Below are 16,621 nucleotides of genomic sequence, written 5' to 3'. Positions count from 1 at the left end.
TAAGCTTTACAATCTTCGACTTATTTTTTATTCAAATTTAGTTATTTAGATCTGAATCAATAATTAATCTCTTTGTTAGGTAATGAAAACGAATATACAAACAAATTGCCGCTGCGGTTAAACCTGCCAAAAGTCCGATCCAAACTCCCTGTGCTTTCAATTCGGTGTGTTCTCCTAAATAGTACGAAATAGGAAAACCAATGACCCAATAAGCTACAAAAGTAATATACATTGGTACTTTTACATCCTGCAATCCACGTAATGCTCCGAGAACCACAACCTGAATTCCGTCAGAAATCTGGAAAATTGCAGCAATTAAAAGTAATTTTGAAGCAATTCCTATTACTTCTTCGTTATCTAAAATCTGTCCTGTGTTTTCCATATTCAAGAAAATATAAGGCAGATAATCGTGGAAAATAATAAAGAAAATTGCAAAAATTGTTTCTAAGATTATAGCAAGCAGGAAAATAGAACGCGCTACAACAATTAGCTTTTTATAATCCATCAAACCTCTTTGATTGCTGACACGAACCATCGAAGTTACGCTCAATCCCATGGCAAACATAAAAGTCATTGACGCTAAACTTAATGCAATTTGATTTGCTGCCTGACTTGTTTTTCCAATATTTCCGCAAAGCCAGATTGAAGCGGTAAATAGCACAACTTCAAAAAGCATCTGCATTGCAGAAGGAAATCCTATGCTGATAATCTTTTCTATTGTTGCTTTTTTTATTTCATTAAAACTGAAACCTTTAAAAAAGCGTTTTAAATCGTCTCTTCTTGAAAGCATGATATGCATGAACATGACCAAAAATATTCTCGAAATTACAGTTCCCAAAGCGGCTCCAATAATTCCCATTTTTGGAAAAATCCAGATTCCATAAATCAAAACATAATTAATTCCGACGTGAAGCACATTTGCCATAACCATAGCATACATCGAATATTTGGTTAATGACATTCCGTCAGCAAACTGCTTATAACCCTGGTACATTACCAAAGGAATCAGCGAGAAAGCCACCCATCCTAAATAAGGCTTTGCAAGTACGATAACATCTGCAGGCTGTTTTAGCAATTCCATGATTGGTTTGGCAAACATAATTACCGTAAAAAGAATTAATCCTAAAATAGTGCACAGAAATAAACCATGATGAAAAGCAGAGCGAATTTTAGTATCATTTTTCTCTGCATCACCTTCTGCAACGATTGGAGTTATTGCTGTAGAAAATCCAATTCCTAAAGACATTGCAATAAAAATCATACTGTTACCTAGCGAAACTGCCGCTAGTTCTGTACTTCCTATTTTTCCCACCATTATGTTATCGACAATACCAATTAAAGTATGTCCGACCATTCCTAAAATAACAGGATAAGCCAGTCTTAAATTATACGAAAACTCTTTGGTGTACTGCTTTAAATTCACTTGTATTCTTTTTTAGTCGGCAAAGATAGTCAGAAGCTTGGAATTCTATCCAATTAATAAAAATATATGCCAATTTTAAGACAAAAATAAGCTCACCTCAATATTATGTAACGAAACCTGAAAATTGTATAACAAACTCCAAACGCCTCCAATATAATTTTACATTATAGAAATTTCAAAAATATAAGCCATGAAAAAATTACAGATGTTATGCCTAGCTGCTTTCACATTTTTATTTGCCAACACCACATTTGCTCAAGAGACAGAAGCAACAAATTACGACCAAGGTTTTAGATTAGGTTTTGGTTTAAATGGAGGATTGCCAACCGACAATGATTACGACTGGTCTCTTGGGGGAGATGTTCGTTTACAGTATGATCTTTCCAAAAAAACATCTTTGACCCTAACAACAGGATTTACGAATCTATTTATGGGAAAAGACGATCTTGGAAATAACGTAAAAGATCTTGGATTTATTCCAGCCAAAGCAGGTTTTAAAGCTTTTGTTTTAAAAGATCAATTTTATGTATTAGGTGAAGTTGGTGCCGGTTTTGCTGTAACAAACGGTTATGACAAAACAACTTTTTTATGGGCTCCAGGAATTGGGTATGCTAACAAATTTATCGACTTAAGTGTTCGTTATGAAGATTATCATGATTTTAGAACCAATCAGGTAGCATTGCGTGTTGCTTATGGTTTTAAACTATAAAAAATAGGTTTAATTTATTATTTTGTTTTTGGTAAAAACCCGATAGTCTCCAAGTCTGTCGGGTTTTTTATTTTTGACCAATGGAATATAAAATAACCCCGACAGTTTTTTAAAACTTATCGGGGTCAAAAAATTATCTAATTGACCAATTATCTCAATTATCTCAATTATCCAATTACTTCTCTCCTAATTCTTTCTTATACAATTCAATATTTATTGCTGTTTTCTCGTCCAGCTCTGGTTCTTTAATATCAGTATGTTTTTTCATTTCTTCCCAGATAATTTTGGCTACAATATAACGTGACATTTCTTTGTCATCGGCAGGAATAATATACCATGGCGCATGAGGTGTAGAAGTTTTATTGATAGCTTCTTCATAATACTTCATATATTCGTCCCAATAGCCACGTTCTTTCAAATCACCTGGCGAAAATTTCCAATTGTGTTTTTCTTCTTCCAAACGGCGCAACAAACGCTGACGCTGTTCTTCTTTGCTCAAGTGAAGATAGAATTTCATTACTATTGTTCCGTTTTGGCAAATATGTTTTTCAAAATTGTTAATCTGTTCGATTCTGTTTTTCCAAAATTCAGGTGTAATATCATCAACAGAATTAATGTCTGGAAGATTTTCAGCCAGAACATATTCAGGATGTACTCGTGTGACCAAAACATTTTCGTAATGTGTTCTATTAAAAATGGCAAACTTTCCTTTTTCTGGCAGGGCAATATAATGACGCCACAAATAATCATGTTCCAGCTCTGCCGAGGTTGGAGTTTTGAAACTATGCACCACTACTCCACGCGGATTAAACTCTTTAAAAACTTCTCGAATCAAACTGTCTTTTCCCGAAGTATCCATTCCTTGAAGACAAATCAAAACGCTGTATTTATTGTGCGCATACATTACGTCTTGCAAATCGCTCAATTTGGCTTGAACCTTATCTAGTTTTTCTTCTTTTTCATCGTCATCGGCTTTGATATTCAAAACAGTCGGAATTTCTTTGAGCTTTATTTTATCTACAACTTTAAAATCTTTCGGGTCTATTGATTTCATATCTTTTTCATTTTTTGTCTTATAAATATAGTAATTTTACGAATTCCGATAGCTATCGGAACAGCTATTCATTGCAATAAAAAACAACATTTAATGGAAAAATTCACATTAGAAATATTATTTCAAATTATCGGAATCGGTTCGGCATCGGGATTATTTTACAATAATGACGCACTTTATGTAATTGGCGACAACAGCGGATTCTTATACGAATACAATATGCAGAATCAGCAATTGAATCAGCATGCTTTAGTTGATAATCCTACACAAAATATTCCGAAAAACTTAAAACCCGATTTTGAATCGCTTACACATCATAATGATACGCTTTATGTTTTTGGTTCTGGTTCTACCGAAAACCGAAACAAAATGATTGAGTTTGATATGAAATCAAAAACCGTTTTACAAAAGAACAATTTAGTCGATTTGTATGCCGTAATGCAGAATTTCGGGGAAATAAAACCAGAAGATTTTAATCTGGAAGGCGCTATTTTCGACGGAGAAAACTGGTATTTATTCAATCGAGGAAATGGCATTTCTAACAAAAACACGATTTTTACCATTCACGCTAAAAATCTTGGAGAAGAATTTGCCTTGATTTCTGTCAATTACAAATTGCCAAAAATAAAAGGCGTTCGTTCCAGTTTTACCGATGCTATTTTAGTTGATGATAAAATCTATTTCCTTTCAACTGCCGAAGATACCAAATCGACTTATGACGATGGCGTAATTTTAGGAAGTTTCATTGGAAGAATCGATGTTAAAACGATGAAAATAGATTTCACTCAAAAAATTACGGCAACCAATAAATTTGAAGGTTTAACTTTTTATAAAAAAGAAAACAATAAAATCGAATTTTTGCTTTGCGAGGATAATGATACGGATCTTTTAGAAACGAAGATTTATAAACTGACCTTGCCGATTAAATAAACTTTGTGACTCTCCGTGTAGCTTTGTGAATCTTTGCGAAAGAATTATTACACAGAGATTCTCAAAGGTTTTTCGCAGAGAAACACAAAGTATTTTAATTACGTTTCAACAATAAAACCTTTGCAACTCTGAATCTTTGCAACTCTGAACCTTAAAAATTTTTTTTTTCACCCCTTCCCAACCTTTTTATCTTTTTAACTCTCTATGTAAGAAAGACAACAATTGTGATAAACGAAACTCAAATAGCAAATTGTAAAAAAATGCATCGCGATGCCCAGCGTCAGGTGTACGAATACATGGCGCCAAAGTTGTACCGCCTTTGCAAAAGATATTTAAAAAAGGAGGAAGAGATAGAAGAAGCTTTGGCAGATTCTTTCTTTACTATTTTTACCAAACTTGATCAGTTAAAAGAAGCGTATGCTTTTGAAGCTTGGGCTAGAAGAATAACTGTAAATCATTGTCTGGCCACCATCAGAAAAGCAACCAACTTTAATATGTATCTCGACGACGTAAAGCTGATTTCTCAGCCTTCTGTTGACGAACTAAATACTTTAGAAGAAGAAGATTTACTTAATTTATTAAACCACATTCCAGACGGCTGCAAAACAGTGTTTAACCTTTTTGTTATTGAAGGTTTCTCCCATAAAGAAATAGCCGAAATGCTGAAGATTTCTGAAGGCACCTCAAAATCACAATTGAACGCCGCTAAGACCAAACTGAAAGAACTGGTTAATAAACTGTATTATCAAAAAGCAAAATAGTCATGGACAATCAAGATAAATTATTCGATAAAATAAAAGAAGCTTCGCAAAAAGCCGAGTTTCAAGACTTTCCAGGAATGGAAAAAGTCTGGTCGCGCGTAGAAGAAAAACTGGACAAAAAAGAAGATAAAAAAACAATTGCATTATGGAAAAAAATAGCGGTTGCGGCTTCTCTTCTATTATTACTTTCTTTAGGTTTTCAATTTTTACATTCTGATAAAGAAGCAGTGAAAGAAGCACCAAAAGTAGTTTTGGAAGAAAAAGAAATAGAACAAACTCAAAAACCTGTTTTAATTCAAAAATATGCAACTCCATCTTCAGATTCTGGGATAGTTTCAAACGAAGAAGCGGTTAAAATTTTAGAAAATCAAACTAAAAACAAGCAACGAGTTGCTGTTCAAGAAATAGCAGTTCCACATGCAGAAGCTTTTCATTCTGCTTCGACATCAAAAATTGCGGAAGAAACAACGATGCCTGCTCCAATATTATTAAATGAAACTTTTGATGAAGAAGATAATGTTTCTTCAAAAAAAGAAGCAACTCCAGATATGGGCTATTCAGGTTATTCCCAAAGAGAGTCTGCAAGAGTTGCTTACTCTGCGGCGCCAGCACAAAAAGCAAAAAAAAGCAGTCCTCTTGTAGTTTTAAACGGAAATGCATTGGCACACAGTAATGATACCAAAAAAGACAAAATGATTCAGAATGAGCTTCCGAATCTACAGCCAGAAAATTTAGATTCGCTTGTAGTTCTTGACGAACCTTTGTATATCATTGACGGAATTTACTATTCAGAAAATGATTTATTTGGTAAAAATCCAACAAGTCCGTATGCGCCTTTAGACAAACAAGACATTAAAACCATAACAATTTTACAAGACCTTGAAGCGACCGAAAAATATGGCGAAAAAGGTAAAAAAGGAGTTGTTATAATTACTACTAAAAACGGAAAACCAGCTCCGAAAAAATAATCAGGTCACAACAGAACTTTGTCAAAGTTTGAAACTTTGACAAAGTTAAATTTCAACATTAATTCTTAAAACTTATTATCATGAAAAGTCTAAAACTTATTTCATCAGCCATTGCTATGCTTATATGTTTCGTAAGTATGGCACAAGAAAGGACGATTTCTGGAATCGTTTCAGACGAAAATAAACAACCGCTTCCAGGTGTAACTATTTTCAATCAGAGCACAAAAGCTAGTGTTTATACAAATTTTAATGGACAATACAGCATTCAAGCAAAAATAGGCGATATGCTGGTTTTCAGCTTTATTGGATACAAAAACCAAAGCCAAAAAGTTCAAAATTCAAATATTATCAATATCAAACTTCTACCAGATAATCAGACCTTAAATGAAGTTGTAGTTGTTGGTTATGGAACTTCTGACTCTGAATATGAAGACCGAAATTATGCTCGTGTCGAAAAAAGAAGAGAAAAAAAAGATGCCGACAAAGCACTTAAAGGAAAACTTGTAGCAGTTCAAGTTGCGAGCAATGCTCTTTATATGCCAAGCCCAACTGTTTCTATACGTGCAAATGAATCTGTTTCTCCAAAAAATGAACCTATGTATATTATTGACGGAGTTCCTGCAAAAGCAAATCAAATGGCAAAAATTAATCCGAATGATATTGATAATGTTTCGGTTTTAAAAGATCAAGCAGCAACTTCAATTTATGGAAATAAAGCGTCAAATGGCGTTGTAGTAATTTCAACCAAAAATGAAATCTACAAAAACCTAACAGAAAAAGAATTGGACAAAAGATTAAATATCATTCCAATTCCAACTGAACCAACTCAGGAAGATTATGACACTTTTGTAGAAAATGCTTTCGAAAGTCCAAAAACAGCGCCACTTTCTACCTTTTCTATAGATGTTGACAATGCTTCGTATACGAATATCAGACGTTTTTTAAACAACGGACAACAAGTTCCAAAAGATGCAGTTCGTGTAGAAGAAATGGTGAATTTCTTTAAATATACTTATCCACAGCCAAAAAATGAACATCCGTTTTCTATCAACACAGAAGTGAGCGATTCGCCTTGGAATAAAAACAATAAAATCTTAAAAATTGGTTTACAAGGAAAAAATATTCCAACCAATGATTTACCTGCTTCAAACCTTGTTTTCTTGATCGATGTTTCGGGTTCAATGAGCGACATGAACAAATTGCCTTTATTGAAACAATCTTTAAAAATATTGGTGAACGAATTACGCGCGAAAGACAAAGTTGCCATTGTAGTTTATGCGGGCGCTGCAGGAATGGTTTTACCGCCAACTTCTGGAGATGAGAAAAAAACGATTATCGACGCTTTGGATAAATTACAATCTGGAGGAAGTACAGCTGGAGGAGCAGGAATTGAACTGGCGTATAAAACGGCAACTGAAAATTTCATTAAAGGTGGAAACAATCGTGTAATTCTAGCTACAGACGGAGATTTTAACGTTGGAAGTTCTTCTAATTCTGATATGGAGAAACTAATCGAAGAAAAAAGAAAAACAGGCGTTTTCTTAACTTGTTTGGGTTACGGAATGGGAAATTATAAAGATAGTAAAATGGAAATCTTGGCCGATAAAGGAAACGGGAACTATGCTTATATCGACAACATTCAGGAAGCAAATCGTTTTTTAGGAAAAGAGTTTAAGGGTTCGATGTTTGCTATCGCGAAAGATGTGAAGATTCAGATTGAATTCAATCCAAAACAAGTTCAAGCGTATCGTTTAATTGGTTATGAAAACAGAAAACTGCGTCCAGAAGATTTTAAAAATGATGCAATTGATGCTGGCGAATTAGGAAGCAATCATACCGTAACAGCGTTGTATGAAATTATTCCTGCGGGTGTAAAAAGCGATTATTTAGCAGAACAGCCAGATCCTTTAAAATACACTAAAACCGAAACAAATTCTACAAATTACAGCAATGAATTGGCGACAATCAAATTTCGCTATAAAAAACCTGATGGAGAAAAAAGCATCGAAATGGTTCAGGTAATAGAAAATAAATCGGTGGCTTTGGATAAAGCGAGTGACGATATGAAATTTAGTTCTGCCGTAGCTTGGTTTGGCTTGAAATTGAGAGATTCAAAATTAATTGCCAATAAATCTACTGAAGAAATTGTAAAACTGGCTAAACAAGGAAATTCAAACGACGGCGAAGGCTACAAAGCTGAGTTTATTCGTTTAGTTGAAACTTCCAAACAGTATAATTAATAAATATTGTATTACATTTGCGGCTTTATTTTTAAAACTTTTTTACACACGTATGAATCCTATTTTAAGCCAAAATCTATTTTTAGTAAAAGAACATATTGGAATGTTCAAAGCTGCAAACAATTACGATATCTATCATCCAGAAAATAATCAAATCATCATGAACTGCCGAGAAAACAATCTTGGTTTCTTTACAAAAGTATTTCGTTTTACAGATTACAAAAGAGCAACTCCATTTAATGTTGAAATTACAACTGCTTCTGGCGACAAATTAATTACCGTAAGAAGAGGTGTTGCCATCTTTAGATCGACTGTTGAAGTTTTGGACGAAAAAGATCGTTTGATTGGAACTTTCAAACAAAAATTCTTCTCAATTGGAGGAAAGTTTGACATTTTGGACAAAAACGAAAAACCAGTCGCAACGCTTCAAGGAAAATGGACTGGCTGGGATTTTAAATTCTCTCATGAAAACAAACAATTGGCTCAAGTAAGTAAAAAATGGGCAGGATTAGGAAAAGAGTTTTTTACAAGTGCCGATAATTATGTTCTTCAGATTGAAGATACAATTGCTGCTGATAGTCCGTTGAGACAGTTAATTTTAGGAGCCGTAATGTGTATTGACATGGTTCTGAAAGAATAGCAAAAAGTTGTTAAACTTAGATTAAGAATACCTTTTAAAGCATCATTTTAGTTTTCAAAACCTTATTTTTGTAAGACTTAAAATGATGCTTTCTGCATTTCTAAAAACACAATCATGACCGACTTAAAAAATAAAAACGCCTTTATTACAGGCGCAGGAAAAGGAATAGGAAAAGCTGTGGCAATTGCTTTAGCAAAAGAAGGTGTAAACCTGATTTTGGTTTCAAGAACTCAAAAAGATATTGATGAGCTGGCTGCAGAAACTGCTAACCTTGGCGTAAAAACTTTGGCTTTGTCTGCAGATGTTTCTGATATCAATTCTATAAATGCTGCTGCTGAAAAAGCAATCGCAGAATTTAAAAGTATCGACATTTTGATTAATAGCGCTGGAATTGCTTCTTTTGGAAAATTCTTAGAATTGGAACCTGAAGCTTGGGAAAGAATTATTCAGGTAAATTTAATGGGAACATATTACACAACTCGTGCGATAATTCCAAACATGATCGAAGGACAAACTGGCGATATTATTAATATTTCATCTACTGCTGGATTAAACGGAAATGCTTTGACAAGTGCTTACAGTGCTTCAAAATTTGCTGTTTTAGGTTTAACTGATTCTCTAATGCAGGAAATGAGAAAACACAACATTCGCGTTACTGCTTTAACTCCAAGCACAGTTGCCACTGACATGGCAAAAGATCTAAATTTAACTGACGGAAACCCGGAAAAAGTAATGCAATCTGAAGATATGGCAGATTTAATTATTGCTCAGTTAAAACTAAACCGAAGAGTCTTCATTAAGAATAGCAGTATTTGGTCTACTAATCCATAATGAATAAATTCCAAATTTTTGAAATTCCAAATTTTTGAAATTCCAAATTCCAATCTTAAAGCAATTGGAATATGGAATTTAAATATTGGTATTTAAAATATTAAAGCCTTCAAAAAAATCTGACCAACTTTGTCAAAGTTTTAAACTTTGACAAAGTTCTAACCAATCCTAAACTTAAAATTTAAATTTCAACTGCAATTGGAATTTGGAATTTAAGTATTGGATTTTTAAAAAAATACAATGGAACAATATTTAAGACAATTGGTCGAAATAGAATTTCAGGATAAAAAAGAAATTTTCAGCGGATTTTTAATTGATTATTCTGATGATTGGATTTTGCTTCGAAATAATCCAGTAGATTTTGTTTTGGATGGTTTTGTTATTTTGAGAAATAAAAACATTGAAGCTGTAAATAGAGATCATGATCTGGCCTTTACAGAAAAAGTAATTCGTTTGAAAGGCTTAAAAATCAATTCTGATGATATTATCCCAATCAAAGATTTAGCTTCAATTATTAATTATGTTTCAAAGAAATATGGCATTTTTCAAATCGCCAAAAAATCATCTAAATCTGCTTATTTAGGAAAACTAATAAAATTGAATGACGAAGAGTTGACAATTGATTTTCTAGACACAAAAGGTCAGTTTGGAGGAGAATTAGATTTTAATCCCGAAAAAATTCGAGTTATAGAATTTGATACCGATTACATTAATTCTTTGAAATTGGTTATTGGTGATAATTGATTTTATTACCGCAGAGATACACCAAGATTTCGCAGAGATTCGCGAAGAAGTATAATAAAAAAAGCTCTTTTATGAATTAAAAGAGCTTTCTTGTTTTTTTATGTTTGTGCACACACTACAGCGCGTCTCTTCGACATCGCAATTTTAAATCAACTTTGTGTATCTCTGCGAAATCTTGGTGTATCTCTGTGAAATCTTGGTGTATCTCTGTGAAATAATTAAGCTTCCGCCAGTTTATTCAAAAACTCCAAACGCACACTTCCATCTTCATCAATTTTAGTTAAGTTGATTTCTTGCAAAGTGTTTACCAATTCTGGATTCCAAGGTGTTTTTACTTTTACGTAGTTCTCTGTAAATCCATGAATGTATCCTTCTTTATTTTCACTTTCAAAAAGTACCGTTCTATTTGTTCCTAACTGGCTTTCATAAAAAGCTCGACGCTTTTTAACCGATAAGCCACGAAGCATTTTACTGCGTTTTGCTCTCACATTTGAAGGAACAACTCCTTCCATATCTATCGCTTCTGTATTATCTCTTTCTGAATACGTAAATACGTGTAAATACGAAATATCTAAATCATTTAAGAAATGATAGGTTTCTAAGAAATGCTCATCTGTTTCTCCAGGAAAACCAACAATAACATCAACACCTATACAAGCGTGAGGCATTACCTCGCGAATTTTGTTTACACGATCAATATAAACTTCGCGCAAATAGCGACGTTTCATTAACTTTAAAATATCATTGCTTCCTGATTGTAATGGGATATGGAAATGCGGTACAAAAGTTCGGCTTTTAGAAACAAATTCGATTGTCTCATTTTTCAACAAGTTTGGTTCAATTGACGAAATTCTCAAACGCTCAATTCCTTCTACTTTATCTAAAGCTTGTACTAGATCTAGAAAAGTATGTTCGTGTTTTTTGTTTCCGAACTCCCCTTTTCCGTAATCTCCAATATTTACACCTGTTAAAACAATTTCGCGGATGTTTTGAGCCGAAATTTCTTTGGCATTTTTCAATACATTTTCTAAAGCATCACTTCTAGAAATTCCACGAGCTAACGGAATCGTACAATACGTGCATTTATAATCGCAACCGTCTTGAACTTTTAAAAATGCTCTTGTACGATCTCCAATAGAATAACTTCCTACGTAGAAATCGGCTTCGGCAATTTCACATGAGTGAACTTCACCCATATCGTTTTTACTCAAATCATGAATATAGTCGGTGATTTTGAATTTTTCTGTAGCTCCCAAAACCAAATCAACCCCATCAACCGCGGCTAATTCTTCTGGTTTTAATTGAGCATAACAGCCAACAGCAGCAACAAAAGCTTTATCATTTAGCTTCATTGCTTTCTTAACTACCTGCTTAAATTGCTTATCTGCATTTTCTGTTACAGAGCAAGTATTAATGACATAAATATCTGCTATTTCTTCAAAATCAACGCGGTCAAAACCTTCGTCATTAAAATTTCTGGCAATTGTAGAAGTCTCTGAAAAATTCAGTTTACAACCCAGCGTATAAAAGGCAACTTTTTTTCTATTTTCCATAATCTGTCTTAAATTAATGAAATCGTTGTCAAAAAATTTAAGGCTGCAAATTTACAAACAATATTCATCAAAAGAAAGCAATTAATGGACTTCCAATCAATAATTTGCGCTAACGTTAATTTAGAAACATTAAAAAACTTAATTTTTTTATTTTATTTTTAAAAAAGTAAAAGCCTGCATTTTTTCAGATTTTGGCTTTCAAATAAGAATAAAATGACAAAATAATCGACCAAACGCAAATTTTATCGATTAAATACATTTTTTTCTGTTTTAAATTCAAAATTTCTTACATTTACCATTGTTATGAATCGAGTTGCCAATAAATTCATATTAAAGAATTTTAGTACCCTTTAATTAATTTAATAATAATTCAGTCATAACAATTTTGAATTTTACTCGTTATGTTGTTGTTTTGTGTTACAAAATGAAATGGGAAAGCCGAAAACCAAAGAGAGTAGGCAACAATTATAATAACAAATACCACTTTATGAAAGCATTTTTACCCACAATCTGCTTGATGTTCTTAACCATTTTTAGTTCGCAAGCGCAAACTAATGCTCCAGCTGCAAATGCAAATCCATTTCCTTCTATTAGCACATTAACATCTTGGGCAAGCTTAAACTCTCAGCAGCAATTTGACGTTGCTATTCGTGCTGTTGGTTTTAAATTTGAAGTAAAAGAACCAGGTGAAGGATCTACAGCTTATACCTACATTCGTAAAGTAACTGTTAACGAAGTAAATTATACCGATAGAATTGTATACAGAATTACAAATAACAATTCTGCAAGTATTATTTCGTTAGTAACTGCTTCTACTGATTTGGTTAGCTTATACACACCACAATTGGCAAGTTTTAAAAACAACAACTGTAAAACAGAAATGTCTAAAGACAAAAATACAACTTGCAGCTGTTACGAAAGTGCAAATTTTGCAATCGATCTTTGCGACGAGCGTGTAAAATTAACTATGGGTGACGGAAATAAATATTTTGTTTCTGTAGCTAAAAAATAATTATAACTCTGATTTGTTTCCAAATCTTTACTGACTTTTAAGTATGTAAAGGTTTGGAATGCATTTCTTAGTTTGAGTTTGGATTTTTAAGTTCGTACCAAACTTCTAATTCTTCTTGATATTCGAAAGAGTTCACAAAATGGAAACCTAGTTTTTCTAAAATCTTTCTAGAATTTTCGTTTCCAGCATCTGCAAAAGCATAAAGCACTTCTACTTTCATTTCATTAAAAGCATGATCAATAAAAGCTTTTCCTGCTTCAGTTGCATAACCTTTTCCCCAATGCTTTTCGATAAAACGATATCCTAGCTCATAAAAGTTTTTGTGATTATTGATTTCATCTGTAATAAATTTAATTCCAGACCAGCCAATAAATTCGTTTGTTTCTTTCAAAACAACAGCCCAACGTCCTGTTCCTAGATCTTTGTATTGTTTCTGAACAAATTTGATATATTCAATACTTTCATCAATATGTTTTACAGGTCTATTTCCAACAAATAAATGTACATTCGGATTAGAATCCAATTCGAACATTCCATCAGCATCAGAAAATTCTAATTCCCGTAAAAGCAAACGTTCCGTTTCAATTGTTTTTTTCATTTTAGTTTAGTTTAAAATATAACGTGTTATTACCTCAGCAACACCATCATCATTATTTGAAGCTACAATTAAATCGGCTTTATCACGCAATTCGGGGGTTACATTATCAACCCAAACTCCTAAACCTGCATATTCTATCATTGTCAAGTCATTTCCTGCGTTTCCAACTGCAATAATCTCACTTTGATGAATTCCTAGCTTTTCAGCTAAAAGTTTCAAGCTCGCTGCTTTATCAATGCCTTGCTGAGCCGCTTCTAAGAAAAATGGTTTAGACATCGAAACACTTAAATGTGGCATTGCCTCCATTAAATCTTTTTCTAAGGTTTTTAAATAAGTTGGATCTTGCAATAAAATACATTTAACTGCTGGTCTGTCTACATAATCTTTAAAGCTTGAAACTTTATGATGCGCCATTCCAGTAATTTCTTTTTCGACTTCTATAAACTCAGAATCTGTTTCGCTAATTATCTCATCATCCAAGTATGTGATAATATGTGCATTATTCTTTACACTATAATCATAAAGGGCATGAATTTGCTCTACAGTCAGCTTTTGTTCAAACAAAACCAAATCGTCTTTGACACGGCTAATTATTGCTCCATTAAACGAAATCATATACGAATCGTTTTTATCCAATTCCAACTCCTTTGCATAAGCTGTCATTGCTGTAGTTGGTCTTCCAGAAGCCAAAACAACATAAACGCCTTTTGCTTGTGCTTCTAATATTACTTTTTTATTTAAATCTGAAATTCTATGATCGTCTGTCAACAAGGTGTCATCCATGTCGAGCACTAACATTTTGTATTGCATTTTTTTTAGTTTGCAGTTTGCTGTCGCAGTTTCCAGTCACAGTTCCACACTGAAAACTGAAGACTGCGACTGAATACTTTTTAAAGGCTCATTCTAAATTCTTCAATAACCGGATTTGCTTTTGCAAAATCGGTTTCTTGAATAAAAACCTCAACTGCCAAATCTGTCTGGCCAAAACCACCTAAACGAGCTGATTGAATATTGTCTTTTTTTACTGTTTCTACTCCAGCTTCTTCTAATCTTTCCTGCAAAGCAATTGCTAATACTTCACTTCCAGAAAATACTTTCATTAATCCCATAGCGTTTTATTTTTTTTATTCTATTAATTTCTAAATCAAAAAATCCCGCTTTTCAGTTACTGAGACTGAAAACCGGGACTGAAAACTTTATTGTAAATTATTCTTCTTCAATATCGTCTTCGTCTTCATCAAGCTCTTCTTCCCCTTCTTCATCCATATCAAACAAATATGGTTCTACCAACATTTTATCTGCCAATATTTCGACACGTTCTGTTAAAGTTTCGGCAAAAATCAAGCGTTGTGTTTTGGCAATACTATTTGAGATACGCATAATTTTAGGTTCATGACGTAACTTCAAAATCGGATCTGCATCATCTAGAATAAACATTTTTAGACGATTTACGTTATATCCTGCCGTACTAAACATATCGTTTAATTTGGTCGGTGTTCCAATCAAAACATCAATCCCAGTAGAAACATAATTTTTATCGTAATCCATGTCGCCTTTTTCGTTTACGCCATAAACTTCCAAATTGGTATATTTTCCATATTTCTCAAAAAGCTCAACCATTTCTAAAACCTTTGCTTTGTCTTCAACAATGATTAAAGCGCGAGGAGATTCTTCCGTTTTACCAGCCAATTGCTGAATAACATTTAAAACAATTGTTGTTGTTTTTCCACTTCCTTTTGGAGAAATAATCACACAATCTGCACCGCTTTTTATCGTTGAAAAAGTTTCCAGCTGCAAAGCATTAGCTTCTGTTAAACCATTTTCAATTAAGGCGTCTTGTAATTTCTCGTTTATTTTTTTTAGTTTCATTTTTTTTTGAGCTTTAAGCTTTAAGCTATACGCTGTAAGCAAAAATTATTTAGTTTCTATAAAAGCTTAAAGCCTAAAGCTTATAGCCTAAAGCGCGAAGCATTTATTTGCTTGCGAACATTTTCACATCTGTTTCAGATATTTCGTTTCCACCTAAAATGATTAATCTCTCGACCACATTTCGCAGTTCACGGATATTTCCTGTCCAATCGTATTCCTGTAATAAATTTATAGCTTGCGCAGAAAATGATTTTACCGCATTTCCTTGCTCTGAAGCAATTTTTTCGGCAAAATGCGAAATCAAAGCAGGAATATCGTCACGTCTTTCATTCAATGGCGGAACTTTTATCAAAATTACAGCTAGACGATGATATAAATCTTCACGGAAACGACCTTCGGCAATTTCTGTTTTTAAATCTTTATTGGTTGCGGCAACGACACGAACATCGACTTTTATATCTTTATCGGCACCAACTCTGGTAATCATATTCTCTTGAAGCGCGCGCAAAACTTTGGCTTGCGCCGAAAGACTCATGTCTCCAATTTCATCCAAGAAAATAGTTCCTTTGTCAGCAGCTTCAAATTTCCCGGCACGATCTTTCACTGCCGATGTAAAGGCACCTTTTACGTGTCCGAATAATTCGCTTTCGATCAACTCACTTGGAATCGCCGCGCAATTTACTTCGATTAAAGGAAAACCAGCACGCTCACTTTTTTCATGTAGCTGATGCGCTACTAATTCTTTTCCCGTTCCGTTTGGTCCAGTAATCAAAACTCTGGCTTCCGTTGGAGCCACTTTATCGATCATTATTTTGATATGATTGATTGATTCGCTATCACCAATCATTTCGTAATTTTTACTGACTTTTTTCTTTAGGATTTTATTTTCAACTACTAATTGTTTTTTATCTAAAGCATTACGAACTGTATTTAGCAAACGATTCAAATCTGGCGGTTTCGAAATATAATCAAAAGCCCCCAAACGCATAGTCTGAATTGCAGTTTCCATGTCGCCATGCCCCGAAATCATTACCATCGGGATTTCTGGTTTTATCTTTTTTACTTCTTCTAAAACCTCAACACCATCCATTTTTGGCATTTTGATATCACACAAAACCAAATCGTAATCGTTGTTTTTTATTTTTTCAAGTCCAGCAACTCCATCTTCGGCTTCATCAACCTGATAGGTATCATTTTCTTCTGATAATATCTTTACCAAAACTCTTCTGATCGCTGCTTCGTCTTCGACAATTAGTATTTTACTCATTTTTTTTGAGGTTCTAAGGTTC

At 33.5% G+C, this 16,621-nt stretch carries 17 protein-coding genes; 9 read left to right on the top strand and 8 right to left on the bottom strand.

Annotated features, from left to right (window positions below; genetic code table 11):
- Positions 1 to 37: 37 nt before the first annotated feature.
- On the bottom strand, positions 38 to 1,423 hold the full coding sequence (locus AAYQ05_RS03675; RefSeq protein WP_343541215.1) for an MATE family efflux transporter: 1,386 nt from the start codon (positions 1,421 to 1,423) through the stop codon (positions 38 to 40).
- A 190-nt stretch (positions 1,424 to 1,613) separates the two neighbouring features.
- On the opposite strand from AAYQ05_RS03675, the gene AAYQ05_RS03670 reads away from it, so the two are divergent.
- Complete coding sequence (locus tag AAYQ05_RS03670; protein WP_343541214.1) at positions 1,614 to 2,132, top strand: hypothetical protein; 519 nt, start codon at positions 1,614 to 1,616, stop codon at positions 2,130 to 2,132.
- A gap of 175 nt (positions 2,133 to 2,307) precedes the next feature.
- On the opposite strand, the gene AAYQ05_RS03665 is transcribed toward AAYQ05_RS03670, so the two are convergent.
- Complete coding sequence (locus AAYQ05_RS03665; protein WP_343541212.1) at positions 2,308 to 3,186, bottom strand: PPK2 family polyphosphate kinase; 879 nt, start codon at positions 3,184 to 3,186, stop codon at positions 2,308 to 2,310.
- A gap of 93 nt (positions 3,187 to 3,279) precedes the next feature.
- Here AAYQ05_RS03665 and AAYQ05_RS03660 point away from each other — a divergent pair, with 93 nt between their 5' ends.
- From AAYQ05_RS03660 to AAYQ05_RS03630, 7 genes are all read left to right on the top strand, one after another.
- Positions 3,280 to 4,116 (top strand): DUF6929 family protein, encoded by an 837-nt coding sequence (locus tag AAYQ05_RS03660; RefSeq protein WP_343541210.1) that lies wholly within the window; start codon positions 3,280 to 3,282, stop codon positions 4,114 to 4,116.
- 260 nt (positions 4,117 to 4,376) lie between these two features.
- Positions 4,377 to 4,877, top strand: coding sequence for an RNA polymerase sigma factor (locus tag AAYQ05_RS03655; protein ID WP_111289274.1), 501 nt, complete (start codon positions 4,377 to 4,379; stop codon positions 4,875 to 4,877).
- Between the two features lie 2 nt (positions 4,878 to 4,879).
- Positions 4,880 to 5,845: a hypothetical protein gene (locus AAYQ05_RS03650; RefSeq protein ID WP_343541207.1), complete on the top strand. Its 966-nt coding sequence runs from the start codon at positions 4,880 to 4,882 to the stop codon at positions 5,843 to 5,845.
- 80 nt (positions 5,846 to 5,925) lie between these two features.
- On the top strand, positions 5,926 to 8,085 hold the full coding sequence (locus AAYQ05_RS03645; RefSeq protein ID WP_343541206.1) for a vWA domain-containing protein: 2,160 nt from the start codon (positions 5,926 to 5,928) through the stop codon (positions 8,083 to 8,085).
- Positions 8,086 to 8,137: 52 nt separating this feature from the next.
- Positions 8,138 to 8,725, top strand: a complete 588-nt coding sequence (locus tag AAYQ05_RS03640) for an LURP-one-related family protein (RefSeq protein ID WP_343541205.1) — start codon at positions 8,138 to 8,140, stop codon at positions 8,723 to 8,725.
- 114 nt (positions 8,726 to 8,839) lie between these two features.
- Positions 8,840 to 9,556 carry a 3-ketoacyl-ACP reductase gene (locus AAYQ05_RS03635; protein ID WP_343541204.1) on the top strand — a complete coding sequence of 239 codons (717 nt, stop codon included), beginning with the start codon at positions 8,840 to 8,842 and terminating at the stop codon, positions 9,554 to 9,556.
- A gap of 240 nt (positions 9,557 to 9,796) precedes the next feature.
- Positions 9,797 to 10,300, top strand: a complete 504-nt coding sequence (locus tag AAYQ05_RS03630) for a hypothetical protein (protein ID WP_343541203.1) — start codon at positions 9,797 to 9,799, stop codon at positions 10,298 to 10,300.
- 218 nt (positions 10,301 to 10,518) lie between these two features.
- On the opposite strand, the gene mtaB is transcribed toward AAYQ05_RS03630, so the two are convergent.
- Positions 10,519 to 11,853, bottom strand: a complete 1,335-nt coding sequence (mtaB, locus tag AAYQ05_RS03625; RefSeq protein WP_343541202.1) for a tRNA (N(6)-L-threonylcarbamoyladenosine(37)-C(2))-methylthiotransferase MtaB — start codon at positions 11,851 to 11,853, stop codon at positions 10,519 to 10,521.
- A 487-nt stretch (positions 11,854 to 12,340) separates the two neighbouring features.
- On the opposite strand from mtaB, the gene AAYQ05_RS03620 reads away from it, so the two are divergent.
- Positions 12,341 to 12,865 carry a hypothetical protein gene (locus AAYQ05_RS03620; protein WP_281633656.1) on the top strand — a complete coding sequence of 175 codons (525 nt, stop codon included), beginning with the start codon at positions 12,341 to 12,343 and terminating at the stop codon, positions 12,863 to 12,865.
- A 67-nt stretch (positions 12,866 to 12,932) separates the two neighbouring features.
- Here AAYQ05_RS03620 and AAYQ05_RS03615 read toward each other — a convergent pair whose 3' ends face one another.
- The 5 genes from AAYQ05_RS03615 to AAYQ05_RS03595 all read right to left on the bottom strand — a co-directional run bounded on the left by AAYQ05_RS03615 (position 12,933) and on the right by AAYQ05_RS03595 (position 16,599).
- Positions 12,933 to 13,463, bottom strand: coding sequence for a GNAT family N-acetyltransferase (locus AAYQ05_RS03615; protein ID WP_343541201.1), 531 nt, complete (start codon positions 13,461 to 13,463; stop codon positions 12,933 to 12,935).
- Between the two features lie 6 nt (positions 13,464 to 13,469).
- Positions 13,470 to 14,273: a Cof-type HAD-IIB family hydrolase gene (locus tag AAYQ05_RS03610; RefSeq protein WP_343541200.1), complete on the bottom strand. Its 804-nt coding sequence runs from the start codon at positions 14,271 to 14,273 to the stop codon at positions 13,470 to 13,472.
- An 80-nt stretch (positions 14,274 to 14,353) separates the two neighbouring features.
- Positions 14,354 to 14,572 (bottom strand): putative signal transducing protein, encoded by a 219-nt coding sequence (locus AAYQ05_RS03605; RefSeq protein ID WP_091133675.1) that lies wholly within the window; start codon positions 14,570 to 14,572, stop codon positions 14,354 to 14,356.
- A gap of 97 nt (positions 14,573 to 14,669) precedes the next feature.
- Complete coding sequence (locus AAYQ05_RS03600) at positions 14,670 to 15,332, bottom strand: DEAD/DEAH box helicase (protein ID WP_343541199.1); 663 nt, start codon at positions 15,330 to 15,332, stop codon at positions 14,670 to 14,672.
- A 103-nt stretch (positions 15,333 to 15,435) separates the two neighbouring features.
- Positions 15,436 to 16,599: a sigma-54-dependent transcriptional regulator gene (locus AAYQ05_RS03595; protein WP_343541198.1), complete on the bottom strand. Its 1,164-nt coding sequence runs from the start codon at positions 16,597 to 16,599 to the stop codon at positions 15,436 to 15,438.
- Positions 16,600 to 16,621: the final 22 nt, after the last annotated feature.

The sequence above is a fragment of the Flavobacterium movens genome (genome assembly GCF_039581425.1).
Lineage (GTDB): Bacteria > Bacteroidota > Bacteroidia > Flavobacteriales > Flavobacteriaceae > Flavobacterium > Flavobacterium luteolum.
The sequence above is the reverse complement of the archived record's forward strand: the minus strand, read 5'-3'. Positions and strand labels throughout refer to the sequence as shown.